Origin of the sequence: Planomonospora sp. ID82291 (assembly GCF_015711645.1) — a bacterium.
Taxonomy (GTDB): domain Bacteria; phylum Actinomycetota; class Actinomycetes; order Streptosporangiales; family Streptosporangiaceae; genus Planomonospora.
In genome coordinates this window covers 105,089-131,515 of sequence record NZ_JABTEX010000003.1, presented here as the reverse complement: position 1 = coordinate 131,515, position 26,427 = coordinate 105,089, and the positions used below count along the sequence as shown (strand labels likewise).

General features: G+C 75.9%; 18 protein-coding genes. 7 read left to right on the top strand and 11 right to left on the bottom strand.

What is annotated here, in order from left to right; all coding sequences use genetic code 11:
• Positions 1-28: 28 nt before the first annotated feature.
• Both HS045_RS19940 and HS045_RS19935 read right to left on the bottom strand, forming a co-directional pair.
• Positions 29-787, bottom strand: a complete 759-nt coding sequence (locus HS045_RS19940) for a response regulator transcription factor (RefSeq protein WP_196452975.1) — start codon at positions 785-787, stop codon at positions 29-31.
• A complete protein-coding gene (locus HS045_RS19935; protein WP_307827611.1) occupies positions 757-2,088 on the bottom strand; it encodes a sensor histidine kinase in 1,332 nt (443 codons plus the stop codon). The genes HS045_RS19940 and HS045_RS19935 overlap by 31 nt, the downstream gene beginning before the upstream one ends.
• A gap of 127 nt (positions 2,089-2,215) precedes the next feature.
• Between HS045_RS19935 and HS045_RS35560 the strand changes: the two genes are divergently transcribed.
• From HS045_RS35560 to HS045_RS19925, 3 genes are read left to right on the top strand one after another with little or no spacing between them, the layout of a single operon-like run.
• A complete protein-coding gene (locus tag HS045_RS35560) occupies positions 2,216-2,347 on the top strand; it encodes a hypothetical protein (RefSeq protein WP_255531892.1) in 132 nt (43 codons plus the stop codon).
• 53 nt (positions 2,348-2,400) lie between these two features.
• On the top strand, positions 2,401-3,108 hold the full coding sequence (locus tag HS045_RS19930; protein WP_230884602.1) for an ABC transporter ATP-binding protein: 708 nt from the start codon (positions 2,401-2,403) through the stop codon (positions 3,106-3,108).
• Between the two features lie 3 nt (positions 3,109-3,111).
• Positions 3,112-5,043 (top strand): FtsX-like permease family protein, encoded by a 1,932-nt coding sequence (locus HS045_RS19925; RefSeq protein ID WP_196452973.1) that lies wholly within the window; start codon positions 3,112-3,114, stop codon positions 5,041-5,043.
• A gap of 119 nt (positions 5,044-5,162) precedes the next feature.
• Here the strand turns inward: HS045_RS19925 and HS045_RS19920 are convergent, their stop codons facing one another.
• The gene (locus HS045_RS19920) at positions 5,163-5,801 is read right to left on the bottom strand and encodes a DedA family protein (RefSeq protein WP_196452972.1); all 639 of its coding nucleotides are present in this window, start codon (positions 5,799-5,801) and stop codon (positions 5,163-5,165) included.
• Between the two features lie 332 nt (positions 5,802-6,133).
• Complete coding sequence (locus HS045_RS19915; RefSeq protein WP_196452971.1) at positions 6,134-6,760, bottom strand: YigZ family protein; 627 nt, start codon at positions 6,758-6,760, stop codon at positions 6,134-6,136.
• A gap of 175 nt (positions 6,761-6,935) precedes the next feature.
• On the opposite strand from HS045_RS19915, the gene HS045_RS19910 reads away from it, so the two are divergent.
• From HS045_RS19910 to HS045_RS19895, 4 genes are all read left to right on the top strand, one after another.
• Positions 6,936-7,670 carry a PIG-L deacetylase family protein gene (locus HS045_RS19910; RefSeq protein ID WP_196452970.1) on the top strand — a complete coding sequence of 245 codons (735 nt, stop codon included), beginning with the start codon at positions 6,936-6,938 and terminating at the stop codon, positions 7,668-7,670.
• 28 nt (positions 7,671-7,698) lie between these two features.
• Positions 7,699-9,450 carry a hypothetical protein gene (locus tag HS045_RS19905; protein ID WP_196452969.1) on the top strand — a complete coding sequence of 584 codons (1,752 nt, stop codon included), beginning with the start codon at positions 7,699-7,701 and terminating at the stop codon, positions 9,448-9,450.
• A gap of 202 nt (positions 9,451-9,652) precedes the next feature.
• Positions 9,653-10,957 (top strand): phytase, encoded by a 1,305-nt coding sequence (locus tag HS045_RS19900; RefSeq protein ID WP_196452968.1) that lies wholly within the window; start codon positions 9,653-9,655, stop codon positions 10,955-10,957.
• A 266-nt stretch (positions 10,958-11,223) separates the two neighbouring features.
• Entirely contained in the window at positions 11,224-12,261 is a 1,038-nt protein-coding gene (locus tag HS045_RS19895; protein ID WP_196452967.1) for an LLM class F420-dependent oxidoreductase, read from the top strand.
• A gap of 88 nt (positions 12,262-12,349) precedes the next feature.
• Here the strand turns inward: HS045_RS19895 and HS045_RS19890 are convergent, their stop codons facing one another.
• The 7 genes from HS045_RS19890 to HS045_RS19860 all read right to left on the bottom strand — a co-directional run bounded on the left by HS045_RS19890 (position 12,350) and on the right by HS045_RS19860 (position 26,383).
• Positions 12,350-12,700, bottom strand: coding sequence for a hypothetical protein (locus tag HS045_RS19890; protein ID WP_196452966.1), 351 nt, complete (start codon positions 12,698-12,700; stop codon positions 12,350-12,352).
• A 164-nt stretch (positions 12,701-12,864) separates the two neighbouring features.
• A complete protein-coding gene (locus tag HS045_RS19885) occupies positions 12,865-13,011 on the bottom strand; it encodes a hypothetical protein (RefSeq protein ID WP_196452965.1) in 147 nt (48 codons plus the stop codon).
• Positions 13,012-13,521: 510 nt separating this feature from the next.
• Complete coding sequence (locus HS045_RS19880) at positions 13,522-13,689, bottom strand: hypothetical protein (protein WP_196452964.1); 168 nt, start codon at positions 13,687-13,689, stop codon at positions 13,522-13,524.
• 17 nt (positions 13,690-13,706) lie between these two features.
• Positions 13,707-13,898 (bottom strand): MbtH family NRPS accessory protein, encoded by a 192-nt coding sequence (locus tag HS045_RS19875; RefSeq protein WP_196452963.1) that lies wholly within the window; start codon positions 13,896-13,898, stop codon positions 13,707-13,709.
• A gap of 1 nt (position 13,899) precedes the next feature.
• A complete protein-coding gene (locus tag HS045_RS19870) occupies positions 13,900-19,572 on the bottom strand; it encodes a type I polyketide synthase (protein ID WP_230884497.1) in 5,673 nt (1,890 codons plus the stop codon).
• Between the two features lie 8 nt (positions 19,573-19,580).
• Positions 19,581-24,995, bottom strand: coding sequence for a non-ribosomal peptide synthetase (locus tag HS045_RS35555; protein ID WP_196452961.1), 5,415 nt, complete (start codon positions 24,993-24,995; stop codon positions 19,581-19,583).
• Positions 24,992-26,383: a thioesterase gene (locus HS045_RS19860; RefSeq protein ID WP_196452960.1), complete on the bottom strand. Its 1,392-nt coding sequence runs from the start codon at positions 26,381-26,383 to the stop codon at positions 24,992-24,994. Before HS045_RS19860 ends, HS045_RS35555 begins: the two co-directional genes overlap by 4 nt.
• Positions 26,384-26,427: the final 44 nt, after the last annotated feature.

Genomic DNA, 26,427 nt, shown 5'->3' with positions numbered 1-26,427 from the left:
CGGCGATGTCACGTCCCTCCCCCGCGGTTCAGGGGTCCCCCGCGGTCCGGAGTCCCGCATGCCTCCGATCGCCGGATCCGGCGGGACCCGCCGCGGCGGACCGGCCGGGTTCCGGGTCCGCGGGCCGGCCGCGCAGATAGGCCAGGACGGCGAGGACCCTGCGGTGGGTGTCGGCGGTCTGGGGGAGGTCGAGCTTGGCGAGGATGCTGCGGACGTGCTTGCCCACGGTCACGTCCGTGACGACCAGCCGCCGGGCGATGGCGGCGTTGGAGTGGCCTTCGGCGATGAGCGTGAGCACTTCGCGCTCGCGCGGGGAGAGCGCGGCGAGCGGGTCCCGTCGCCGGGCGATGAGCTGGCGGATGACCTGCGGGTCCACCACCGTGCCGCCGCCCAGCACCTGGCGCAGCGCGGCGACGAAGTCGGCGACGTCGACCACCCGGTCCTTGAGCAGGTAGCCGACCCGGCGGCCTGCGCCGGAGTCCAGCAGGTCGGCGGCGTAGCTCAGCTCGACGTACTGGCTGAGCGCCACCACCGCCAGGTCCGGATCCGCGCGGCGCAGCTCCACGGCCGCCCGCAGCCCCTCGTCGGAGAAGTCCGGCGGCATCCGGATATCGGTGATCACCAGGTCGGGGCGGTGCTCGGCGACGGCCGCGTGCAGGGCCGCGGCGTCGCCCACGGCGGCCACGACGTCGAAGGCGAACCTGGCCAGCAGGCCCGCCAGACCCTCCCGCAGGAGGACCCCGTCCTCGGCCAGGACTACCCGGACGGCGGTCGGTTCAGATCGCACGGAAGCTCCACACGGACACGGGTCGGGCCACCGGCCGGGCTCGACACCAGCAGTCTGCCGTCGATCACCGCCACCCGGTCGGCCAGCCCGGTCAGTCCGGTGCCGCGACCGGGATCGGCACCGCCGACGCCGTCGTCGATGATCTCCAAGGTGAGGATACCGCCGTCCCAGCGCGCGGCCACCCCGGCCCGATCGGCACCGCTGTGCTTGGCGGCGTTGGTGAGCGCCTCGGCGACGGTGAAGTAGGCCGTGCTCTCGACGTGGCGGGGCGGCCGTCCGGGCAGGTCGGCCTCGACGGCGACCGCCAGGGGGGACCGGTCGGCCAGTTCGCCCAGCGCCGCCGCCAGTCCCCGGTCGGTGAGGACACGGGGATGGATGCCGTGCACCAGTTCCCGCAGCTCGGTCATGAGCTGCTTGGCCTCCTGGTGGGCGTCGGCCACGCTGTCGGCGGCCGGAGACCCGGGCGGCAGGTCCACGCGGGCCAGCCCGAGCTTCATCGTGAGTGAGAGCAGCCGCTGCTGGGCGCCGTCGTGCAGGTCGCGTTCGATGCGGCGGCGTTCGGCCTCGAACGCGTCGACCAGCCGGGCCCGCGAGCGCGCGACCTCGACGAGTTCGGCCTGGAGCCGTTCACCGGACCCGCGCTGGAGCAGCGCCCGGGCGAGCGCGGCCTGCGCACCGGCGGTCAGCGCCAGCAGGTACGGAACGGCGGGCAGCAGCACGAGCGCGGCCAGCGCGTACGGCAGCGCGGCCTCCGGGGCGGCGACCTTCACCGGGCCCAGCGCCATCGGGCCACCGCCGCCCAGCAGGATCAGCGGGGCGGCGACGGCGCCGACCTGGAAGGCCAGCGCGGACAGCAGCGCCGCGTACAGGACGGGGGTCGTGGCGGCCAGCAGCAGGAAGTAGCCGAGTTCGCGCCAGGTGACCGATTCGGTGTAGCGGGTGCGAAGCCACGGCAGGACGCCCCGGCCCGGCGGCCGCCGATGGCCCGAGCCCGTCGAGCGGAGATCCACCAGGCGCAGCCGGCGCCGCTCCAGCCCGGCCAGCGGGATGGTCCCCATCGGCCCGAGCCCCGCGACCAGCAGGACGCCGAGGACGGCGAGGAACGCCCGCTCGCCGAAGGCGGCGTCCGGTGCGACCGCCGGCAGCACCGGCAGTGCGAGCAGCACCGGCGGCAGGCTCACCGCGAGCACGACCGGCACGGTCGACAGCAGGTAGCCGGCGGCGCGCCAGGGCCAGGAGGTCAGCAGGAACCCGCGGCGCCGCATCGCGGCCAGCGGGGTGGGCGGTGGATCATTCGGCACAGGCGTACGCTAGTCGACCCCGCGCCCCGGCCGGTCCGCTCCGGCGCCGAGGTAGTGCTGGGCATACCTCCAAGTCGGTGGACCACCGTGATGCGGGCGCCGGTGCCGCGGCGGTGGGATGGGGGGCATGAGACGAAGGCTTCCCGTACGCGTCACCGCTCCCCCGCCGGCCCCCGCCGAGGCGGCGCCGGCCGACGGCCCGGTGGACGCGCGGTTCCCGGCGCCGGCGCACGGCATCGACCCGGAGGCCTCGCGATGAGGACCCCTGCCGCCGCGGATCCGCATGCCGGCGTCCCCGTCGCACCGGTGCAGATGCACCAGGTGAACAGGCACTACGGGGCCGGTGAGGCGCGGGTGCAGGCGCTGGCCGACGTCAGCGTGACCTTCCCGGCCGGCTCCTGGACCGCCGTGATGGGCCCGTCCGGGTCGGGGAAGTCCACCCTGCTGCACTGCGCCGCGGGCCTGGACCAGGTCTCCTCCGGTCGCGTCCTGCTGGCCGGGCAGGACATCACCCGCGCCACCGACGCGACGCTGACCGCGCTGCGCCGCCGCACCGTGGGGTTCGTCTTCCAGAACTTCAACCTGATCGGCTCGCTGACCGCCGAGCAGAACGTCGCGCTCCCGCTGCGGCTGGCCGGGGCCCGGCCGTCGCGCCGTGACGTGCAGGCCGCGCTGGCCGACGTGGGACTGGCCGACCGCGCGCGGCACCGGCCGCGGGAGCTGTCGGGCGGGCAGCAGCAGCGGGTGGCGATCGCCCGCGCGATGGTGATGCGGCCCTCGGTGCTGTTCGCCGACGAACCCACCGGCGCCCTGGACACCGGCTCGGCCCGCACGGTCCTGGGCCTGCTGCGCCGCATGGTCGACACCGCCGGGCAGACCGTCGTCATGGTCACCCACGACCCGGTCGCGGCGGCGAGCGCCGACGCGGTGGTGTTCCTGTCCGACGGCCGGATCGCCGACCGTCTGCTGCGCCCCTCCGCCGCTCAGGTGGCCGAACGACTCACCCGGTTGGAGGGCTGATCCGTGCTGCGCATCTCCGCCGGCACCGTCCGCGACCGCTGGCCGCTGTTCGCCGGGGGCCTGCTGACGGTCACCCTCGGCGTGGCCCTGGTCCAGTCGTCGGTGCTCGTGCTGGTCTCCACGAGCGAGCCCGTGATCCCGCCGGGCGCCTCCGGCAGGGTCGCCGAGCAGATCAGGGAGGGGTACGTCGGAGCCGCGACGCTGCTGGGCATGGCCACACCGCTGGCGATGTTCCTGGCGGTGTTCATCGTGGGCTCGACGTTCGCCTTCTCCGTCGACCAGCGGCGCAGGGAACTGGCCCTGCTGCGGATGCTCGGCGGGAGCCGCCTCCAGCTGATCAGGCTGCTGCTGGGCGAGGCGTTCCTGCTGGGGCTGGCCGGCAGCGCCCTCGGGATCCTGCTGGGCGTGCCGGCCACCTGGGTCCAGGCCCGGCTGCTGATCGGGATCGGGCTGCTTCCCGGCGATTTCTCCGCCCGCTGGTCCACCGGGGTGCTGCTGCTGTCGCCGGCCGTGGGAATCGGCGTGGCGGTCTTCGGGGTGCTGTCCGCCGCCTACCGCGCGGCGCGGGTGCGCCCGCTGGACGCCCTGCGCAACGCCCCCCGCGCCGCTCGCGTGATGACCGTCGGCCGCTGGCTGTGGGGCGTGTCCTCACTCGCGCTGACCGTCATGCTCGTCACCGCAGGGCACGGGGCGAATCTGCTGGGCGCCCTGCTGGTCGCGATGGCCGTCCCGGTCTTCGGATCGATCGCCCTCAGCGCGTTGAGCCCGCTGGCCGTTCCGCTGGTCGGCCGGCTGCTGGGGACGGTGCTGCGGGCCGGCACTCTCGGCGAACTGGCGCAGGCCGGCCTGCGCGACGCGGTACGGCGCAGCGCCTCCACGGCCGCACCCGTCATCGTGCTGGTCGGCCTGCTGGTCGGCCTGACCGGCGCGCTGAACTCGCTGGCCCGCGCCACCGGCGCCGACCTCGAACGCACCACCGCCGCCGACCTGGTCGTCACCTCGACCGGCGCGGCCGCAGCCCGGATCCCCCGGATCCCCGGCGTCGCCCTGGCCTCCCCGCAGAGCCGGGTGGAGATGTCGGTGACGGCCCGGCACCGCGTGGACCACCGCTCCTACCGGCAGACCTACCATTCGGGCATCACCGCGGTCGACGCCGCCGCCTACCGGCGCACCCACCGCCTCACCCTGCGCTCCGGCTCCCTGGACGCCCTGCACGGCCGCACCGTCGCGATCGGCCCCGGACTGGCCGGCGAAGGCGTCCGCGACGGCGCGGTCACCGCGCGGATCGGCCCCCGTACGCTCACGCTGCGCACCGTCGCGCGTCTGCCGGAGGTCCTGGAGAACGGCAGCGACACCTTCCTGGTGCCGCGCGACCTCATCCCCGCCGAGATGCTCGCCGGCGCGCCGACCGAGACCCTGATCCAGGTCGCCCCCGGCACCTCACCGCAGGCGGTCGCCGACCGGATCCGCGCCGCCGGGATCGGCGAGGTGCACACCCTCCGCCAGTGGGCCGACGCCAGGGTGGCGGCCCAGCAGCGCGGCACCACGGGGATCATGGCCGTCCTGATGGGCATGTCGGGCCTGTACGCCGCGATCGCGGTGGTCAACGCCGTCGTGATCGCCGGCGCCGAACGCCGCACCGAGTTCGCCGTCGCCCGCGTCACCGGGCTGAGCCGCGGGCAGGTCGTCCGGATGGCCGTCATCGAGTCCGCCGCGGTCACCCTGATCGGCCTGTTCCTGGGAACCCTGGTCGCCGCGGCCGCGCTGGCGGGTTTCCACCCGGGCCCGGGAGGCGTGCGCGTCCTCTCCGTGCCCTGGTCCCTCCTCGGCCTGCTGATCGTCGCCTCGCTCGCCGTCACCGCCGTCGCCGCCGCCCTGACCGCCCTGGCGGCGACCCGGTCCTCCCCCACGGCCCTGGTCACCGCCCACGAGTGACCGCCACGCGCGGCGATCCGTCCGACGCGGCGATCCGCCCGGCCCCCGCCGGGCCGCTCCCCGCCGCGTCGGCGCCGCGCCCGTCGTCGGCCGGGCGCGGCGCCCGACCGTCCGCGCCGTCATCCGGCGTGGTGCTTGCCCTTGCGCCGGTCCATCAGCCGGACCGCGATGAAGACCACGACGGCCAGCAGGACGACGCCCAGCACGGCCTTGGAGACGATCCCCATGTACCGCTCGACCAGGTGGTAGTTCTCCCCGAGCGCGTACCCGGCCATCACGAAGGCCGTGTTCCAGATGAGGCTGCCCATCAGGGTGAGCAGGGTGAAGATCGAGATGGGCATGCGCTCGACGCCCGCCGGGATCGAGATGAGGCTGCGGAAGATGGGGATCATCCGCCCGAAGAACACCGTCTTCTTACCGTGCCGGGCGAACCAGGCCTCGGTCTTCTCGATGTCGGAGACGTTGACCAGCGGCAGCTTCGAGGCGATGAACACCACCCGCTCCCGGCCGAGCAGCGCGCCGACCGCGTACAGCGCCAGCGCGCCGATCACCGACCCCAGGGTGGTCCAGAGCACGGCGTCGAACAGGGTCATGTTCCCCCGGCTCGCGGTGAAGCCCGCCAGCGGCAGGATCACCTCGCTCGGCAGCGGCGGGAACAGGTTCTCGAGCGCGATCGCGATCCCGGCCCCGGGCGCTCCCAGGGTCTCCATAAGGTTGATCGCCCACCCGGCGACTCCGTCGACAGTCGTTGAACTCATGGGGACAAGGCTAGGGAACGCGGGATATGCCATGCATGAGGCCGAGCGCCGTCATCCGGTGGCGCGGCCCGCAACCGGAGGGTGCGGAAAACCCCAGGGTCCGGCCACCGGGCGCCTGCGCCTCGGCGGTCCACCGGAACGGCCGCCCGCTTCCTGACATCTTCCCAGGTCAGGGCCTTACGGAAGCGGTGAGGACGGGGAGGGCGGGCCGACCGCCGTTCCGCTCCGCGGAAGAACGGCCGGGCGGTCCGGGCGGCGGATCATCGGATCGTCCGGCGGACCGGTGTGACTCATCTCACAGTTTCCCCGACGACGGCCCGTGGAGGCATCCGTCAGATTTTTCGGAGGTACACCGTCTCACCTGGCTCGATGACGGCCCGGCCCGCCGTCAGCGTGGCGACCCAGTCGGGAAAGACCTCCAGTTCCGACTCCCGCACCGCCACCTGCAGCCCCACCTGCGCGCCGTAGGACGCCGCACGCACCTCGTACGGCGAGATCCGCAGGTCGTTCTCCAGCCGCCCGGCGCGGACGTGGTCCACGGTCACGGTCATGATCCTGGCCGGCACCATCTCCACCGGCACGACGAGGTCCAGCGTCCTGCCGACCGCCCCGCCGTACGCGCGGACCAGCCCGCCCGCGCCCAGCTTGACCCCGCCGAAGTAGCGGGTGACCACCGCCGCCACGTCGCCGAGCCCCCGGCGCAGCAGGGTCTCCAGCATCGGCGTGCCCGCCGTCCCGCCGGGCTCGCCGTCGTCGTCGGCCTTCTGCAGCCGCCGGCCGCCGACCACGTAGGCCGAGCAGTTGTGCGTGGCGTCGGGGTGCAGCGCCCTGCGCCCGGCGACGAAGCCGCGCGCCTCCTCCTCCGAGGAGGCCGGGGCGATCGCGCAGATGAACCGCGACCGCTTGATCTCGGTCTCGTGTTCGACGGGGTCGTTCAGGGTCAGGTACGGCTCGGCCACCGGATCAGGGTATCCAGCCCCACTCCTTTACAACGTAGATTCACTTCTGCCGGGCGTCCCGCTCCCGTGCCGGGGCGGGCGCACCCCCGCCCCGGCACGGGGACCCCGGGACCGCCCGATCTCGCGCCGGGGCCGCCCCCTGCCTTTAGGATGTAGATCCACTATGGGAGGACCGATGACCGAGCAGTTCGAGCCGATGCCCGGCGACTGGACCCGGGCGCTGGCCATCGTCGCCCACCCCGACGACCTGGAGTACGGCGCGGCCGCGGCGATCTCCCGCTGGACCGGCGAGGGCCGCGAGGTCTCCTACCTGCTGGTCACCAGGGGCGAGGCCGGCATCGACACGCTGCCCCCCGGCCAGGCCGCCCCCCTGCGGGAGAGCGAGCAGCGGACCGGCGCCGCCGTGGTCGGCGTCACCGCGGTGGACTTCCTCGACCACCGCGACGGGGTGATCGAGTACGGTCCCGCCCTGCGCCGGGACCTGACCCGGGAGATCCGGCGCCGCCGTCCGGAGCTGCTGATCACCCTCAACCACCACGACACCTGGGACGGCCGCAGTTCCTGGAACACCCCCGACCACCGCGCCGTGGGCCGGGCGGTCCTGGACGCCGCCGCCGACGCGGGCAACCGGTGGATCTTCTCCGAACTGGCCGCCGAGGGCTTCACCCCCTGGAACGGCGTGCGCTGGGTCGCCGTGAACGGCTCCCCCCACCCGACCCACGCCGTCGACGTGAGCGACCACCTGGAACGCGCCGTCCGCTCGCTGCTGGCGCACCGCACCTACATTGAGGCGCTCACCGACCGGAACCCGGAGGAGTACTGCCGCACCCTCATCGGCCAGGCCACCTCCGAGGCCTCGGCCCGCTTCGGCGGCCGGCCGGCCGTGAGCTTCGAGCTGTTCCCCCGCTGACCCCGGACCGGTGCGAGGTGACCGACGAGTGGCCGGCGACGTGCCCGACGGGGTGACCGACGCGGTGGCCGGCGACGTGCCCGACGGGGTGACCGGCACGCGGGGCGCCGTGCTCCCGCCCGCGTACGCCGATCCGGCCTCCGCCGCCGCGTGGCTGTCGCAGCCGACCCGGGTGTGGAACGGCGCGATCACGGTGGCGGCCGCGGCCGTGACGGCCTTCACCGGATGGCAGAGCCGCTGGATCAGCGACGACGGCCTGATCGCGGTGCGGACCGTCCGGCAGCTGCTGGCGGGCAACGGGCCGGTCTTCAACGCCGGTGAGCGCGTCGAGGCCAACACCAGCACCGCCTGGACCTACCTGGTCGCGCTGGTCTCCTGGCTGGGCCGGGCGGACCCGGCCCACGTCTCGGTGGTGCTCGGCCTGGTGTGCACGGTCGGCGCCGTGGCGTTCGCCCTGTCCGGCGCCATGCTCCTGCACGGCGGCGCGCACTGGTTCCTGCCGGCCGGGGTGCTGGTCGTCCTCGTGCTGCCGCCGTTCCGGGAGTTCGCCACCTCCGGCCTGGAGACCGGGCCGGTGTTCCTGTGGATCGGCGCGTCCTGGTGGCTGCTGGTCCGGGCGGCCCGGGGAGGGCCGGTGCTCCCGCTGGTGTTCGTCCTCGGTCTGGCGCCCCTCGTCCGGCCGGAACTGGCCCTGGTCCACCCGGTCTTCTTCGGCGCGCTGCTCGTGCTGCGGCGGCCGGGATGGCGCGCCACGGCCCGCTGGCTCGCCGTATCCGCGGCGCTGCCGGTCGCCTACCAGGTCTTCCGGATGGGCTACTACGGGCTCCTGGTGCCCAACACGGCCCTGGCCAAGGAGGCCGGCGCGAGCCGGTGGGCGCGCGGGCTGCTGTACGCCGGGGACACCGTGCTGACCTACCAGCTCGCCGGTCCCCTGCTGGCGGTCGTCCCGCTGGCGCTGTGGGCCCTGCGCAGGCGCGGCGACCTCGTCCTGGCGGCGGCCCCGCTCACCGCCGGGGTGCTGATGCTGCTGTACGTCCTGCGGGTCGGCGGCGACTTCATGCACGGCCGGATGATGCTGCCGGTCCTGCTGCTCGTCCTGCTGCCCGCCCTGGTCCTGCCGCTGCACGCGGTGACCACCCTGGCGTGCACGGCCGTGGCGATGTGGGCCGCGCTCTGCGCCACCGCGCTGCACGTGCCGTACGGCCAGGCCATCGGCCCGGACGGGATCGCCGACGAGCGCGGCTTCTACGTGGCCTGGACCGGCGACCCCCACCCGATCGGCGCCGAACCCTACGTCCGCGCCGCCGCCGACCCGCTGAGCACGCAGAGCGCCACCGGCCTGTACGTGCCGGGCACGCCGTTCGGCCCCGTCCCGCTCCGCGCCGACCAGCCCGCGCGCCTGGGCATATCGGGCAACGTGATGGGCACGCTGGGGGCGTCGTTCCCGCTGGACGCCCTGGTCATCGACCGGCTCGGCCTGGCCAACGCCCTCGGCAGCCACATGGAGACGGCGTGCGGGCAGCGGGTCGGGCACGAGAAGCCGCTGCCCCCCGAGTACGTCTTCGCCGACTACGCCGACCCCGCGACCCGGCTGCCGGACGCGCGGTTCCAGGCCGAGGTGGAGCGGATCAGGGGCGAGCTGGCCCGCGGCCGGTTCCGGGACCTGCTGGACGCCACCCGGGCCCCGCTCACCCCGGGCCGGTTCTGGGACAACCTGGTGGGCGCCCCGGCGCGCACCGCCTTCCGGTTCCCCACCGCGAACGCCCCCTGCCCGTCCTGACCGCCCGGCCGGGTGCCGCGCCGGGCCGGCGCGGGCGGCCTCGTGCCCGGATGGCCGCACCGGTCCGGGCCACCGGGCCGCCCGATGTTCATCACCGCGTCACGGCGGCGGCCCGCCTCGTTGCCCGGTCGTCGGCCGGACGTTAACGTCCGGTCACGATGATCGGGCGCCGACCGACCCGATCCCTCATCCCGGAGGCGCCATGCGTCCCCTGCCCCGCCTCGCTCTGACCTCCGCCACCGCCCTGGTCTGCGGCCTGACCGTGCTCGCCGTACCGGTCCGGGCCGCGGACGTGCCCGCCGTGCACCCGGTGGCCGAGACCCCCGCGCTCTTCGACGACGAGGCCGGGGGCAACGCCAACGGCGACGACCCGGCGATCTGGGTGCACCCCGCCGACCCGGCCCGGAGCCTGGTGATCGCCACCGCCAAGGAGGGCGGGCTGTACGCCTACGACCTGTCCGCCTCCCGCGTCCAGCACGTCCCCGCCCCGGCCGCCCCCGCCGCGGACGACGAGCCGGGCCGGTTCAACAACGTCGACGTCGTCTACGGCTTCGGCGGCCGGGACCTGGCCGTGGTCTCCGACCGGGGCCGCGACCACGTCCGCTTCTACGCCGTCGACGCCCGCCGGGCCGCCGCGGGCCGGGCCCCGCTGGCCGACGTGACCGACCCGGCCGTGCCGTTCGTCTTCAACGCCACCCAGCGGCAGGTCAACGAGGCCGAGACCGCCTACGGCCTGGCCGCCTGGAAGGACGCCACCGGCACCTACGTGCTGGTCAGCCGGCGGCACACGACCACCGTCGCGCTGCTGCGGCTCAAGACCACCGCGGGCGGGCGGGTCGGCTACGACAAGGTCCGCCAGATCGACCTGCCCTCCTCCTTCACCCTGCCCGGCGGCGCCTCCTGGAGCCCGTGCCTGGAGCCGGGGGAGCTGCCGCAGGTCGAGGGCATGGTCGTCGACGCCGACCGGGACGTGCTCTACGCCGCCCAGGAGACCGTGGGCATCTGGAGGATGCGCGCCGACCTGACCGGTGCGCCGGTCCTCATGGACCGGGTCCGCGGGTACGGCGTGCCGGGCACCTACGACGCCGCGACCGAGGAGTGCACCTACGGTGAGGACCCCGGGTTCGGCGGCGAGCACCTGACGGCCGACGCCGAAGGCCTGACCATCTACCACCGCGCGGGCGGCAAGGGCTACCTGCTCGCCTCCGGCCAGGGCGACAGCACCTTCTCCGTCTACCGGCGCGAGGGCTCCAACGCCCACCTGGGGCGGTTCCGCGTCGGCGCGGGCGGCGGCCTGGACGGCGCCGAGCACAGCGACGGCGCGATGGTGCTGAACGCGCCGCTCGGCAGGGGGTTCGGCAAGGGCCTGCTGGTGGTCCACGACGGGCAGGAGACCCCGGCCGACGGCGAGCGGGAGAGCACCGGCTTCAAGTTCGTCAGGTGGGAGGCGGTCGCCCGCCTGCACGGCCTGGCCGTCGACACCCGCGGCTGGCACCCCCGCCGCTGACGCCGCGGTCCGCCGCCGTCCCGGAGGAAGGGCGGCGGCGGATCGGGAGCGGACCGAGACCGGGAGCGGGAGCGGGAGCGGAGCGAGACCGGGAGCGGGAGCGGGAGCGGACCGAGAGCGGGAGCGGACCGAGAGCGGGAGCGGACCGAGAGCGGGAGCGGACCGAGAGCGGGAGCGGACCGAGAGCGGACCGGGGCTGGGGGCTGTCGCGGACGGTCTCCGTCGGGGATGATGCGATCACGAGATGTCCCGTCGAGGAGGCGACCGTGCGTCTGGGCTTCAGTCTCGGCACCCTGGGATCCGCCGCGTCCACCCCCGACGACCAACTGAAACTGGTCCAGGAGGCGGAGCGGTTAGGGTACGAGTCCGTGTGGAGCTCGGAGGGCTACGGCGCCGACCCCGCGACGACCCTCGCCTGGCTGGCCGCGGGCACCGAGCGGATCGGCCTCGGCACCGGCGTGCTGCAGATCTCGGGTCGTACGGCCATCGCCGCCGCCATGGCCGCGGCCACGATCGACCGCCTGTCCGGCGGACGGTTCCGGCTGGGCCTCGGCACCTCCGGGCCGCAGGTGGCGGAGGGCTGGCACGGCCACCGCTACGAGCGGCCCCTGGCCCACCTGCGCGACTACGTCCAGGTCGTGCGCACGGCCCTGGACGGCCGGCCCGTCCGCCACGAGGGTCCCACCCTGGTGCTGCCCCTGCCCGGCGGCCGCGGCAAGGAGCTGACCCTGGCGGTCGAGCCGGTCCGCCGGCCGCTCCCCGTTCATCTGGCCGCCATGGGCCCCAAGGCGATCGCCCTCGCCGGGGAGGTCGCCGACGGCTGGCTGCCGATCCACTTCCCGCCCGAGCACGTCGCGGACTCGCTTCGATACCTGCGCGAGGGCGCGGCCCGCGCCGGACGCGACCCGTCGCGCATCGCCGTCTCCCCCATGGTCATGGCCGTGGTGGACGACGACGCCGACTACGCCCGCGACCTGGTGCGGCCCATGCTCGCGCTCTACCTCGGCGGCATGGGCACCCGGCAGGTGAACTTCTACAACCGGCTCGCGCACCGCCTGGGCTTCGCCGCCGACGCCGCCCGCGTGCAGGACGCCTACCTCGACGGCGGCCTGGGCGAGGCCATGGAGGAGATCCCGGACGCCCTGGTGGACACGCTCAGCCTGTGCGGCACGCCCGCGCGGGTGCGCGATCGGCTGGCCGCCTACCGCGCGGCCGGCGTCACCACGCTGATCGCCGGGCTGAACGCGCCCACCCTGGACGACCGCCTCGAACAGCTCCGCTGGCTCGCCGAACTCAACTCCTGAGCGGCCCGAAGCATGAGGACGGCCTCGGCACCGGGCCTGGGTGGCGCTGGAGACCGACGGGATCGCGCGGCAGCTGCGAGAACGCGATTCAGGTGAAGCATCGGGAGCGGGGCAGCTTGCCCGACGCCTTGATCGTGACGGCTCTGTGCCGGGTGGAGCTCGGATTGTTGAGGGACATGGTGAGCTTCGGATACACGTGGGGGCAGACCCGCTTGGCGCTCTTCTTCAAACGCTTGAACCGGTAGATGGCCTTCTTCCAGTTCTTCTTCGGGGTTATCACCATCCACCCCTCGCCGTCCTGAAACCCTGCCTGGCAGTTGCGGATGCCCTCGCAGGGGCTGCTGTACCGCTTGGCGGCGCTGGCCGGCTGAGCCATCATCTGGGTCCCGGACAACGCGACCAGGGTGATGACGGCACCGGCGGTGAACCTCTTGATCAAAGTCGTCTCCGTATAGGACCTGCCTGCACCAGGTCGACCGCCCAGCGGGGACTCACACGGCCAGGAGTCTGAAGCCGACCCTGTTTTCGCAGGCTAAACGGCAAACGGCCGCGACCGGCGGACCCCGAGGCGGTGTGTCGCTCATGTCTTCGCGCGGGGACGGATCAGTCCTCGTCGAACATGGCCGACAGCCCGTTCAGCGTCTGCAGCAGGGTGTCGACGTTGCCGATCGCGTCGACCGAGCAGGCGCGGGCCGCAGCCCGACCGCCCGCCGCGGTCGGCTCTGCCGCGCCCGCGGAGATGAGCGGCACGCTGAATGTCAGTGGTCGCTGCTGGAATGGACGCGGCATGATCGAGGTGAAGGAGTGCCGCGTGGACCGCGAGGCATGGAAGCCCTTCTTGAAGCGCTGGAGTGAGGAGTGGCTCGCGGTTCACGACGTGGAGCCGCGTTCGGCGTTCGAGGAGCCGGTCGTCGATGGCTGGCTGGGTTTCCCGCCCGCCCGCCGCAGCCGACGTGCAGCGCGAGATCGACGCCGCGGAGGCCGAGGTCGCCCGCCGGGAGGCCGCCGGCCAGGCCGCCTGCGACCGCTTCCGCCGCCGGCCCCGGATCACGGCGGTCCGCGCGGTCCGCAGCCGCGAGTTCCTCGAGATGGGCCTGGAGTCCTACGAGAACCATGCGGACACCTCGCGGGAGGAGCCCGTCATCCACGGCGACCTGGTGGGCAGTGTGCCGGACCACCTGCGGATCTCCGACCATTGGCCGCGCCGGAGCTGCCCGACCTGGCCGTGGCCGGCGCGGGCCGCTACCGCGTACGGGTGCACTACCGCAGACCCGACGGGGATGTCTTCACCCCCAGCACCTGCTGGTCATGGTCCACCCCGGACCGGGCGACCAGGTCACCCAAGAGCACGACGAGCGGGACGTCGTGCCCCTCCCGGCGCAGCCGCCGCGCCGTCTCCAGGGAGATCAGGACGTGACGGCGCGTCACCTGCCGCCCCTCCGCCCCTATCCGTCCATGGCTTCGCGCAGACTGCGCGGCCGCATGTCCGTCCACACCCGGTCGATGTGGTCGAGGCAGTCCTGCTTCTCGCCCGAGAAGCCCGCCTCCCGCCACCCCTCGGGGACCGGCCGGTCGGCGAACCAGATCGAGTACTGCTCCTCGTGGTTGACCACGACCTTGTACATCCCGTCCCGCATGTCAGGCCCTCTCCGTCCGGGGCAGCCGGGTGATGCCCCGCTGCCCTCCGTCTCCGCCGTCCGCGGCCCGGTCGCCGTCCCCGCCCGCGCCTGCGCTCTGCGCGCGCATCTCCTCGACCAGCGCGGCCATCCCCCTGACCGTCGGCACCTGGAAGAGGCTCCGCATGGGCAGCCGGACGCCCAGCTTCTTGCGCAGCAGCGCGATGAGCTGCACGGCGACCAGCGAGTTGCCGCCGAGCTCGAAGAACTCGTCCTCGACGCTGACCCGCCGGGCCCCCAGGACCTCGCACCACAGTCCGGCCAGGACGGTCTCCAGCTCCCCGGACGGGGCGACGTGGCCCGTCGCGGCGTCGTCCGCGGCGGCCTCCCCGGCGGTGGTGCCCAGTTCCTCGGCGACGGTGTCCTGGGTCAGCCCGCGGACGCCCGCGACGAACTCCTTCAGCGGGGTGGCGTTGACCACGACCTGCCCGCCGAGGTCCACCGCGACCAGCCGGCGGAAGGCGTCGGCCCCCTCCGCCGGGGCGATGCCCCGCCTGGCCCCCTCGGTGTCGAGCGCCGCCCCGGCGGCGGCCGACTGCTCGTCGACGGCCGGCAGCTCGGCGGTCTCACGGGCGGCCTCGTCGACGGTGCGGGCGACGTCGCCGGCGTCGACGCGCCGGAGCACGAAGTCGGTGACCTCCAGCACGAGGCCGCCGTCGTCGTCGTACATCGTCAGGTCCACCGCCACCACCTCGCCTCCCCCGGTGTCGCGGTGCCGGGCGTGGCTCCACAGCGCGGCGGGCAGCGGGGCGTGGACGGTCACGGACCCGTAGCCGAGCGGCAGGTACCGGCCGCCGACCGTGGCGCTGACGAAGGCGGTCGCCTCGTCCAGCAGCGCCGGGTGCAGGGGCAGGCGGTCCAGCTCGGCCGCCGTCTCCGGACCCGCCTCCAGCCGGGCCAGCTGCTCCTCCTGCCCCAGGTGGACGGCGCGCAGGCTGCTCCAGCGGGACCCGAAGGAGACCAGGCCGGAGGCGGACGCGGCGAACATGCCGTCGGCGGCGGCGCTGGTGCCGTACGCGCACCGGGCGCGCGCCTCGGCGAGCCCGTCGGCGCCGGCGGCGCGGTCCGCGGCGGGGACCCAGGCGGCGGTGCCGCGGGCGTGGGAGACCGGCCGCCCGCCGGTGACGCTGGTCACCTCGAACTCCAGTCCGTCGCCTCCGGGCGCGAACCCGACGCGGATCTCGGTCTCCGCCTCGTCGGCCACCGACAGCGGCGTGGTGAACGCCACGTCGCGCAGTTCGACGACGTGGCCCGGGGCGGGGGCCGGCACGGTCTCCTCGAAGGCGCACCGCGCGATCTCCAGGTAGCCGGTGCCGGGCAGCACCGCCACGCCCGAGATCCGGTGCTCGTCGAGCAGCCAGTGGGTCCGGGGGGAGATCCGGCCGCCGCACCAGGGGAGCCGGTCGGCGGACGGCTCGTGCCGGTGGGTGAGCACGGGGTGCTCCAGCGCGCCGACCCGGTCGCCCCGCTGGAGCGCGCGGAACGCCACCGGCGCGGCGACCTCCGCCGCCATCCCCACCTCCAGCCAGGCCCCCCAGTTCACCGAGACCACCCGGCCCGGCCAGGTCTGGGCGTAGGCATCGAGGAAGTTGTTGGCGGCGCAGTAGTCCACCTGCCCGAAACCGCCGGCGACCGCGGTGACGGAGGAGCAGAGCACGACGACGTCCGGGTCGAGGTCGCCGAAGGCCTCGCGGAGCGCGACCGCGCCCAGGATCTTGGGCGCCATCACCTCCTCCGCCGCCCGGCGCTCCTTCACCTCGGCCATGCCGCCGCCGGGCAGTCCGGCCGCGTGCACGATCCCGTCCACCCGGCCGAACCGGGCGAGCGTCTCCTCCCGGACCCGGCGCAGGTCCGCGGCGTCGGTGACGTCGGCCGCCAGGACCGCCACCTGCGCCCCGGCCGCCTCCATCCGGCGGATCGCGGCGATCGCGCGGGCCGTACGGTCACCGCCGGCCGCGCGGGCGTCCCACTCCTCGCGCGGAGGCAGGCCCGAACGGCCGAGCAGGACCAGCCGGGCCCGCAGGCGCACGGCCAGGTCCTCGGCCAGGGTGACGCCGATCCCGCCGAGACCCCCGGTGATCACGTACACGCCGCCGCGCCGCAGGCCCGCCTCCCCCGGTGCGGCGGCCACGTCGAGCGGCTCGTACCCCCGGACCCAGCGGCGTCCCCCGCGCAGCGCGACCGGCGAGGGCGGCGTGCCCTCCTGCGACCGGTCCGGCTCGGGGTCGCGGGCCAGCTCGGCCAGCACGGGCGCGAAGTCGTACGGCGCGCCGCCGGGGGCCTCGGGGGCGGCGAGGTCGATGTGGCGCACCGACAGCCAGGGCGCCTCGAGCGGGACCACCTTGGCGATGCCGGCCACCGTGGCGTGCTCGGGGCGGGACAGGTCCGCGCCCGTGACCGACTGCGTGCCCGAGGTGAGCACGTCGAGGCGGACGCCCGCCTCGGCCCCGGTCTCGCGGTCGGCCCCGCGGTCGGCCTGGGCCAGCGCCTGCACCAGGGTGAGCAGGCTGAAGAAGCCGAGGTCCTGCGCGGCCCACATCCGGCCGGCCGCCCCCTCCCCCGGACCGCGGGACGGACCCTCGCCCGAACCGTCGCCCGGACCACCGGACGGACCCTCGCCCGGACCACCGGACGGACCGTCGAGGGCCCAGGCGTGGACCACCCGCTGCGGGACGCCGGTCTCCGCGACGAGCGCGTCGTAGTCCTCGCGGACCCCGGGCCGGACGGTGAACGACCCGTCCGGCGCGCGCCCGTAGGCGTCCCCCGCCGTCACCCGCACCACGTCGCCGCCCCCGGCGCGCACCGCCGCGACCAGCGGGTCGGCCGCCGGCCCGGCGAAGACCAGGAGGCGCCCGGTGACGGGCGCGGTGCCGGTGGCGGGGGCGGGGAGCTGGCGCCAGACCGGGACGCCGAACCACTCGTCCACCGGGAGCGCGCCCGTGCGCGCCGGGGCGGGGTAGACCATCTCCGGGTCGGGCAGGATCGGCACCCAGTGGCGGGAGCGCTCGAAGGGGTAGCCCGGCAGCGGGACACGGCGGCCGGGCCCGCACAGCCGCTCGGCGTCCACGGTCGCGCCGGCCGTCCACAGGGCGCCGGCGGCGGCGAGGAGCACCTGCAGGTCCGTCTTGGTGTCCGACGGTCCCGGCAGGCTCGTCAGCGGCGCCGTACCGCCCTGCCGGACCTGGCTCCTGGCCAGGCCGGCGAGCTGGCGGCCCGGCCCGCACTCGACCATCGTCCAGTCGCCCTCGGCCAGGAGGGTGGCGACGCAGTCGCCGAAGCGCACCGTCTCGCGCAGGTGGCGGGTCCAGTAGGCGGGGTCGGTCGCCTCCTCGGCGGTGATCCACGTGCCGGTGAGGTTGGACAGGAAGGGCAGGGCGGGCGCGTGCCGGTCCACCCCCGCGACGAGCTCGTGGAACCGCGCCAGGACGGGGTCCATCATGGGCGAGTGGAAGGCGTGCGAGGTGCGCAGCCGGGTGTGCCCGGCGCCCTCCTCCTCCAGCCGGGCGGCGTACTCCTCCACCAGGTCGGTCGGGCCCGCCACCACGCAGGCGCCGGGGCCGTTGACGGTGGCGATCGACAGGCCGTCGGGCAGGCGACCGCGCAGCTCGTCCCGGTCGAGGCGGACCGCGAGCATCGACCCGGGCGGGATCTCCTGCATCAGCCTGCCCCGGGCCGCGACCAGGCGCAGCGCGTCGGGCAGGTCGAACACCCCGGCGCAGGCGGCCGCCGCGTACTCGCCGATGCTGTGGCCGATCATCGCCGACGGCTCCACGCCGTACGACCGCCACAGGCGGGCGAGCGCGTACTCGACGGTGAACAGCGCGGGCTGGGTGAACTCGGTGCGGCGCAGCCGCTCCTCGGCGGCCTCGCGGTCGCCCTCGGCGGGCATCAGCAGGGTGCGCAGGTCCAGGCCGATCTCCCCGCGCAGGATCTCCGCGCACTCGTCCACGACCGCGCGGAAGACCTCCTCGGTGCGGTAGAGCCCGGCGCCCATGCCCGCGTACTGCGCGCCCTGGCCGGAGAAGAGCCAGGCCACGCGCGGCCGTCCCGCGCTCCCCCGGACCAGCCGCCGGGGATCGCGCAGCGCGCTCACCGCGTCGGCGGCGTCCGCGGCCACCACGACGGCCCGGTGCCTCATCTCCCGCCTGCCGACGGCGAGGGTGAAGGCGACGTCCGCCAGGTCGAGGTCGCGGCCCGGCTCCGCCAGCCGGTCGGCCAGGCGCTCGGCCATGGCCGCCAGGGCGGTGGGGGTGCGGGCCGACAGCCGCAGCAGGTGGGCGGGACGGCGCTCGCCGTCCCGCGGTGACGGCGGTTCGGCGGCCGGCGCCTCCTCCAGGACGACGTGGGCGTTCGTGCCGCCGATGCCGAAGGAGCTGACGCCCGCGCGGCGCGGGAAACCCTCCGGTTCCCACTTCGTCGGGGCGCTGACGACGTAGAACGGGTTCGTGCCGAAGCCGATCGCGGGGTTGGGCCGCTCGAAGTTGATGCTCGGCGGGATGAGCCGGTTCTCCAGCGCCAGGACCGTCTTGACGAACCCGGCGATGCCGGCGGCCGGGCCGAGGTGGCCGATGTTGGTCTTGACCGAGCCGATCCCGCACCAGCCCGCCTCGCCGGTGTCCCGGCCGAACACGGTCGACAGGGCCGCCACCTCGATCGGGTCGCCCATGGAGGTGCCGGTGCCGTGCGCCTCGACGTAGGTGACCGTGCGGGGGCCGACGCCGGCCACGCCGAGCGCCTGCGAGACGGCGACGGCCTGCCCCTCCGCGCTCGGCGCGGAGAACCCCACCTTGGTGGCGCCGTCGTTGTTGATGGCGTTGCCGATCACGACCGCGCGGATGTGGTCGCCGTCGGCGACGGCGTCGGACAGGCGTTTGAGCACGGCGACGCCGCCCCCGCCGCCCCACACCGTGCCCGCCGCCGAGGCGTCGAAGGCCCGGCAGTGCCCGTCGGCGGCGTAGATGCCGTCCTGGTGGTACTGGTAGCCCCACTCGGGGGGCATCTCGATGGACACGCCGCCGGTGAGCACCATGTCGCACTCCCCGGCCCGCAGCGCCTCGCACGCCACGTGGACCGCGACGAGCGAGGACGAGCAGGCCGTGTGCAGGGTCAGGCTCGGACCGCGCAGGTCGAGCTTGTACGACACCAGCGTGGCCAGGTAGTCGGGGTGGTTGCCCACGTAGATGCCGAGGTTGCCGACGGAGGAGTGCACGCCCTTGTCGCGCCGGATGTACATCCACTGGTACTCGTCGGAACCGACCGCCCCGTAGACGCCCACCTCCCCGGCGTAGCGGGCCGGGTCGTACCCGGCGTCCTCCAGGGCGGAGTGGGCCAGTTCGAGGAACATCCGGTGCTGGGGGTCCCGCGTCTCGGCCTCGCGCGGCGACATGCCGAAGAACGCGGCGTCCAGGGCGCCGTAGTCGGCCGCGATGGAGGCGGCCCGGACGAACGTCGGGTCGTCGAGCAGGTAGTCGGGCACGCCGAGGGCCGCCTGCTCCTCCCGGGTGTAGAACCTGACCGACTCCACGCCGTCCACGAGGTTGCCCCAGAACGCCGGGACGTCGCCCGCGCCGGGCAGCCGGCAGGACAGGCCGATGACCGCGATCGGTTCGACCGCATGGTCCCCTTCGGTGCTCATCGGGTCGGTCATTCCTTGTTCTCCTGTCTGGCCGGGTGCGGCCGTCGCGACGAGGGGCGGGCCTGGCGCGCGGCGATCCGCCGGGCGGCGCGCTCCGATCCGGGAGGACGCCGGTCGCCGTCGAGATGTGCGGCGAGGGCGCGGACGGTGGGGAAGCGGAAGAGGTCCACGATCGGCACCTGGCGGCCGAGCGCGGCGGTCAGGCGTGCCTGGACCTGGGCGGTGGCGAGCGAGTGCCCGCCGATGTCGAAGAAGTTCTCCTCCGCCGAGACGCGCGGCACCCCGAGCACCTCGCGCCACACCGCGGTGATGAGGCGCTCGGTCGCGGTCGCCGACTCCTCGCGGTGCGGCCGGGCCGGGCGCGGCGCCGGCGGGGGCAGCGCGGCCCGGTCGACCTTCCCGTTCGGGGTCAGCGGGAGGGCCGGCAGCAGGATCACCTCCGCGGGCACGGCATGGCCGGGCAGGCGCTCGCGCAGGTGGCGCCGGAGCCCGTCCGGGGTCGTCCCGGGTACGGCCGGCACGGCGGGCACCGCGTAGGCGCGCAGCACGGGCCCGTCCGGCTGGTCGGCGGCGGCTGCTGCTGCGGCCCGCACCCCCGGGTGCGCCGCGAGGACGCTCTCGATCTCGCCGAGCTCGACGCGGTAACCGCGGATCTTGACCTGCCCGTCGCGCCGCCCGGCCAGGACGACCCGGCCGTCGGGGTCGTAGCGGCCCAGGTCCCCCGTCCGGTAGCGGCGGATCCCGCCGTCCCCGGCCTCGATGCGCGCGCTCCCCGCGCCCCCGGCCCCGGCTCGCGCGGTCCCGGCATGCCCGTCCCCGGCGTCCCCGGCATGCGCGGTCCCGCCGCCCTCCGCGGTGAAGCGCTCGCGGGTGAGCCGCCCGTCGAGGTACCCCTCGGCCAGCCGGCGGCTGCGGACGACCACCTCGCCGAGCTCTCCGACGGCGGCCGGCGCGCCGCCGGGCGTCACGACGAGCAGTTCGGCGCCGTCGACCCCGTGGCCCACCGGCACGGATCCCGCGCCGGCCGGGTCCCCGGTGATCTCGTGCACCGCCTGCACCTGGGGCGTCTCGGTCGTCCCATAGGTGTTGACCAGCCGGGCGGCCGGCGCGACCTGCCGGAAGCGGGCCACGTCGGCCCCGGTGAGCCGGTCCCCGCCGAACAGCACCAGCCGCAGGTCGGGCAGGGGGACGCGGGCGGCGGCCACGAGCGCGGCGAGCGGCGGGGTGAGGTGGACCACGGTGATCCGGCCGTCGCGCAGCCAGGCGGCAAGGGCGGCCGGGTCGCGGACGGCGTCCTGGTCCGGGACCCGCAGCTCCGCACCGGTCACCAGGGGGGTGAAGACGTCGCGCAGCAGCGGGTCGTGGGCGGGCCCGGCCAGCAGCGCGAACCTGTCGTCCGGGGTGAGGCCGTAGGCGCGCGGGTACCAGTCGAGGAAGCGGGCCAGCGGCCGTTCGCCGGTGCGCACGGGTTTGGGCTCCCCGGTGGTGCCGGAGGTGAACGACAGGTAGCCCCGCTCCTCCGGCGGCACGGCCGGGACCGGCCCCCCGCCCGTCTCCGCGGATCCGCCCGCCCGGCCGTCCGCCGGGCCGTCCGCCGGGCCGTCCGCGAGGTCGTTCACCGGGCCGCCCGCGGGTCCGTCCGCCGGGCCGCGCCGGAGGACCGGGAGCCGTGCCAGCTCCGGCGGCGGTGCCGTGCCCGGGCAGCACAGCAGGGCCCGGGCGCCGACCGCCTCGGCCTGGGCCGCCAGCCGCGCGGGCGGCAGCGCCGCGTCGAGCACGGCCCACCGCGCGCCGCTCGCCAGCACCCCGAGCAGCAGGGCGGGCAGCTCGTGGTGGCGGGCGGCCAGGACCGCGACCGTCTGCCCGGGGGCGATCCCCGCGGCGGCCACGGCCCGCGCCGTCCCCTCGGCCGCCCCGGCCAGCCCGGCGTAGGTCAGGGAGCCGTCCCGGCCGGTGATCGCGATCCGGTCGGGGTGCGCGGCCGCCCGGCGCAGCACGCGCTCGACGAGTCCGGGCCCGTCCCAGCCGGGCAGGCCGGCGCTCCCATCCGGCAGGCCGGCGCTCCCGTCCGGCAGGCCGGCGCTCCCGTCCGGTGGCGCCGCACGCCCGGCCCGCGGGTCCGCACGCCCGGCCCGCGGGACCGCCGGCGGCCTCAGGCGTGCCGACCGTACCGGCCGGTCCGGGGCGGCCACCAGCTCGCCGAGCAGGTGCAGGTAGCCGGCGAGCAGGGCCTCGATCCGGTCGGCGCGGAAGAGCCGGGGGTTGTGCACCGCGTGCACGACGTAGCGGCCGTCGCGCTCGGCGACGTACATCGTCAGGTCGAACAGCGAGCCGGGCAGCCCGGGAGGCAGCGGACGGGCGGTGATCCCGGGCAGGTCGAGCCGGGGTTCGGCGAAGTCGTACATGTTGAACAGGACCTGCACCAGGGCGTTGCGCGACAGGTCCCGGCCCGCCCCCAGCCGCTCCACCAGGCGTTCCAGCCGGACGTCGAGGTGGGCGAAGGCGCCCGACAGCGCCCGCTGGCAGCGGGTCGCGTGCTCGGCGAACGTCTCGGCGTCCGGCAGGGTCAGCCGCAGCGGCAGGACGTGCACGAAGCAGCCCGCCAGCGGCTCGAAGGCCGGGTCCCGCCGGTCGGCGACCGGGGTGCCGACGATCAGGTCGTCGGTGCCGGCGAGCCTCCGCAGCACCTGGGCGAACGCGGCGAGCAGCACGGCGTACGGCGTGACGCCGAGCCGGGCGGCGAGCCGGCGCACGCCCTCACCGGTGCCGGCGTCGGTCTCGGCCCGCGACTCGGCGCCCTCGAACGTCTGCACGGCCGGGCGCGGGTGGTCGCCGGGCAGCTCCAGCACGGTGGGCGCCCCGTCCAGCGTCTCGGCCCACCAGTCGAGGTCCGCCGCGGTCTCCCGGCCGGCGAGCCAGGCGACGTAGCCGCCGAACGACGTGGCGAGCGGCGGGTGCGGCGCGCCCCGGTAGGCCCGTGCGACGTCGTCGTACAGCACCGCCTGGGACAGGCCGTCGAAGACGATGTGGTGGGCGGTCACCGCGAGCACGTGCTCGTCGGGGGCGAGGCGGAACAGCCGCGCCCGCCACAGCGGTCCGGCGGCGAGGTCGAAGGTGCGGCGCGCCTCGGCCTCCAGCCGTCGGCGCAGGACGTCCCCGGCGGCGCTCCTGGCGGAGACCCCGGCGGCCTCCCCCGCGGTGCCCTCGGCGGCGCTCCCGGCGGAACCTCCGGTCAGGTCCTCCACCGGAAGCGGCACCTCGCCCGGCGGGTCGACGGCGACCGCCGGGACGCCTCCCGCCTCGGGGATCCGCCAGCGCAGCACCTCGTGGCGGAGCGCGACCGCCGACAGGGCGTCGCGCAGCGCGCCGGTGTCCAGCGGGCCGGACAGCCGCTGCGCCATCGCGATGTTGTGCGCGGGCGTGCCCGGGGAGAGCCGTTCCACGAACCACATGCGCCGCTGGATCGCCGAGAGCGCGGGCGGGGCGTCGGGCGGGGGGAGGGCGGGCGGGTCGCCGGCCGGCGGGGCCGCCGCCACGCGCCGCGCCAGGCCCGCCACGGTACGGCCGGACAGCACGTCCTCGATGCCGATCTCCCTGCCCAGTTCCGCCCGCAGGGCCGCCACCAGGCGCATCGCGAGCAGCGAGTGGCCGCCCGCGGTGAAGAAGTCCTCGTCGCCGCCGGGCTCCGCGCCTCCGAAGGTCCGCGCCCACACCGCGGCGACCCGGCGCTCGGTCGCGCTGCGGGGCGCGCTCCCGGCCCCGGCCCCGGCGTCGGCCCCGGCGTCGGCATCGGCCCTGGTCCCGGCCCCGGCGTCGGCGACGGCGACGGCCGCCCCGGCGGATTCCGCGGACCCCACCGGTCCGGTCGGCCCGAGGGCGCGCAGCCGGTCCATGTCGACCTTCCCCGCCGTCGTCAGAGGCAGCGCCGGCAGGCCGACCACCCGGGTGGGGACCATGTAGGCGGGCAGCCGGGTCAGGCAGTGCTCGCGGATCGCCGCCGGATCGGCCGCCTCCTCCGGTGCGAGGTAGGCCACCAGGTGCCTCAGTCCCGACGCGCCGTCGGCGACGTCCACCACGGCCTGGCGCACGTGCGGGTGGGTGCGGAGCACCGACTCGACCTCGCCGGCCTCCACCCGCTGCCCCTGGATCTTCACCTGCCGGTCCATCCGCCCCAGGAACGCGATCCGCCCGCCGGGCTCCTCCACGACCCGGTCCCCCGTGCGGTAGAGCCGCGCGCCCGGCGGGCCGTACGGGTCCGGCACGAAGCGCTCGGCCGACAGGCCGGGCCGGCCGAGGTAGCCGCGGGCCAGCTGGGGGCCGCCGATGCACAGCTCTCCGGGCGTGCCGGGCGGGCACGGCTCCAGCCGGTCGTCCAGGACGTGCGCCGTGCACCCCGGGAGGGCGCGGCCGATCGGCAGCGGCCGGTCCCACACGCCGGACAGCTCGGTCCCGACCACGCACACCGTGGTCTCGGTGGGCCCGTACCAGTTGTGGAAGCGCCGCAGGCCCGGCCGGGCCCACCGGGCGACCTGCTCCGGTCCCGCGGGCTCGCCGGCGGTGAGCACGTCGCGCAGCCGGGGCAGCCGGTCCGGGTCGAGCAGGGGCAGCAGCGCGGGCGGAACGGTCCCCCAGCTGACCTCGTGCGCCTCCAGGAAACGCTGCAGGCGCACGGGATCGACCCGGTCCTCGTCCGGGACGAACATGACCGAGCCGCCCCTGGCCAGCGGGGCGAAGACGTCCAGCACCGACACGTCGAACCCCAGCGCGGCGAACCCGATGCTGCGGCAGGCGGCGTCGAGGCCGAAGAACGCACCGGCCATCCCGACGAAGGCGACGGCGGCGGCGTGGCTGACCACCACGCCCTTCGGCCGGCCCGTGGAACCGGAGGTGTACAGGACGTAGGCGGCGTTGGACGGGTGGAGGGCCGGCGGCCCGTCCCCGCTCCCGCCGGACCCGCGATCGGGCGCCGCCGGGTCGCCGCCCGCGCCGTCCGCGTCACCGCCCGCGCCGCCACCCGCGCCGTCCGCGTCGCCGTCGGCCGGGAAGAGCCGGACCGGGACCCCCGCCAGCAGCTCGCCCGCCTCCGGACCGGCGACCACGTGCCGGATCCCCGCGTCCTCGACGACCCCGGCCAGCCGCGCGGGCGGGTGCCCGGGGTCCAGCGGCACGTACGCGCCCCCGGCCCGCAGGACGCCGAGGATCGCGACCAGCGCTTCGGGGGTGCGGCGGGCGCAGACGCCGACGCGCACCTCCGGTCCCACGCCCGCCCGGCGGAGCCGTCCGGCCAAGGCGTCGGCGGCGTCGGTGAGCTGCCGGTAGCTCAGCCGCCGGTGCCACTGCCGTACGGCCGTCGCCTCCGGTGTGCGGGCGGCCTGGACGGCGACGAGTTCGTGGAGAAGCGCCGCCGCCGTGCCTCCGCTCACCGCAGGCCGTCCGTCAGGGTGTCGAAGCGCAGCCGCATCCGGTCGCGCGGCAGCGCCACGGCCGCGACCGCCTCCCCGCGGGGGACCCGGAGCGGCAGGTGGACGACCTGCCACCCGGTCAGGTCCGGGACGGGCGGGCCGTCGCCGGGCGGGGGCACGGGATCCGCGACGCCCGCGGCGCGGGTGTCGCGGTCCGGCGGGGGCGGCCCGGGGACCCGGTGGGCGAAGGGCCGCCACGGACCGGGGGCGGTGAGGTCGGCGAAGCCGATCCGGTCCGGGGCCGCCCCGCTCCCCTCCGCGAGCGCCCGTTTCGCCGTACGGGCGCGCAGCGCCAGCCACGGCCGGTCCTCCTCGGCGGCGTCCTCGATCTGCTCCCGCTCGTCGGCATGGAGGAGGGCGTCGTCGAAGGCGTCACCGGGGACGCCGGGCACGCGCAGGCGCTCGACCGCCACCCCGACGGCGCAGTCCCGGGAGACGGCGGCCAGCGCCAGGCCGTCGTGCCGGTCGGCGCCGTGGCGCAGGGACCGCCGGGCCGTGCCGTACCGGCGCAGGACCTCCTCCACCAGGCGTCCCGGGGACGTCTCCCGGGCGGCGAGCCAGACGTGCACCTCGTCCTCGGCGGGGGGCGCCGCACCCGGCGGGCCTTCCGCGCGCCCGCCCGCCGGGTCGCCCGCCGCCAGGTCCTCGGCGATGAGCCGGGGAAGATCGGCGTGCGCGTCCGCCAGGAACAGGTGGCCGCCGCGCACGGTGCGCAGCCGGAACCGGGACCGGGTGTGCCGGCTCCACCCGAGCATCACGGGTGCGGGGACCTCCGCGTCGTCGAGGCCGGCGAAGGCCACCAGGGGCACGTCCAGCGGTGGCTCCGGCGCGTACCGGTACTCCTTGATCCAGGTGAAGTCGCTGCGCAGCAGGGGCAGGAGCAGTTCCCGCAGCTCCGGCACGTCCCGCAGCTCCGTCAGGGCACCGGCGCGGCGGACCAGCTGCTCGATGAACGCCTCGTCCGCGAGTCCCACGGCCGCGGCCAGCGGGACCCGGCGGTCCGGCGGATGCGCCCCGCCGACGTAGAGGCGCACCGGCATGGGCAGCGCCCGGCGACGCAGTTCCCGGACCACCTCGAACGCGATCCGCGCGCCCATGCTGTGGCCGTAGACCGCGTACGGCCGGCCCGTGGCGGGAGCCATCTCGTCGGCGATCTCGCCGATCGACACGCGCGGCGGTTCGGCGATGCGCCCCTCCCTGCCGGGCAGGTTGAGCGCGACGACCTCCGCGGTGCCCGAGAGCGCCGCCCGCATGCTCTGGTAGGCGCTCGCGCCGCCTCCGGCATAGGGCAGGCAGAACAATGTCGGAGGAGATTCATGAGTCGACTGCGGCGGGTGACCGGTCGCCATGTACGGCGCCCTCCTGCAAGGCTGAAACGCCCCGGAATTCAGAT

Excerpts from the sequence above, each read along its gene's own strand:
- HS045_RS19860 (WP_196452960.1), bottom strand. The coding sequence starts at position 26,383 with ATGGCGACCGGTCACCCGCCGCAGTCGACTCATGAATCTCCTCCGACA.
- HS045_RS19875 (WP_196452963.1), bottom strand. The coding sequence starts at position 13,898 with ATGCGGGACGGGATGTACAAGGTCGTGGTCAACCACGAGGAGCAGTAC.
- HS045_RS19910 (WP_196452970.1), top strand. The coding sequence starts at position 6,936 with ATGACCGAGCAGTTCGAGCCGATGCCCGGCGACTGGACCCGGGCGCTG.
- HS045_RS19930 (WP_230884602.1), top strand. The coding sequence starts at position 2,401 with ATGCACCAGGTGAACAGGCACTACGGGGCCGGTGAGGCGCGGGTGCAG.
- HS045_RS19870 (WP_230884497.1), bottom strand. The coding sequence starts at position 19,572 with ATGAGCACCGAAGGGGACCATGCGGTCGAACCGATCGCGGTCATCGGC.
- HS045_RS19900 (WP_196452968.1), top strand. The coding sequence starts at position 9,653 with ATGCGTCCCCTGCCCCGCCTCGCTCTGACCTCCGCCACCGCCCTGGTC.
- HS045_RS35560 (WP_255531892.1), top strand. The coding sequence starts at position 2,216 with ATGAGACGAAGGCTTCCCGTACGCGTCACCGCTCCCCCGCCGGCCCCC.
- HS045_RS19920 (WP_196452972.1), bottom strand. The coding sequence starts at position 5,801 with ATGAGTTCAACGACTGTCGACGGAGTCGCCGGGTGGGCGATCAACCTT.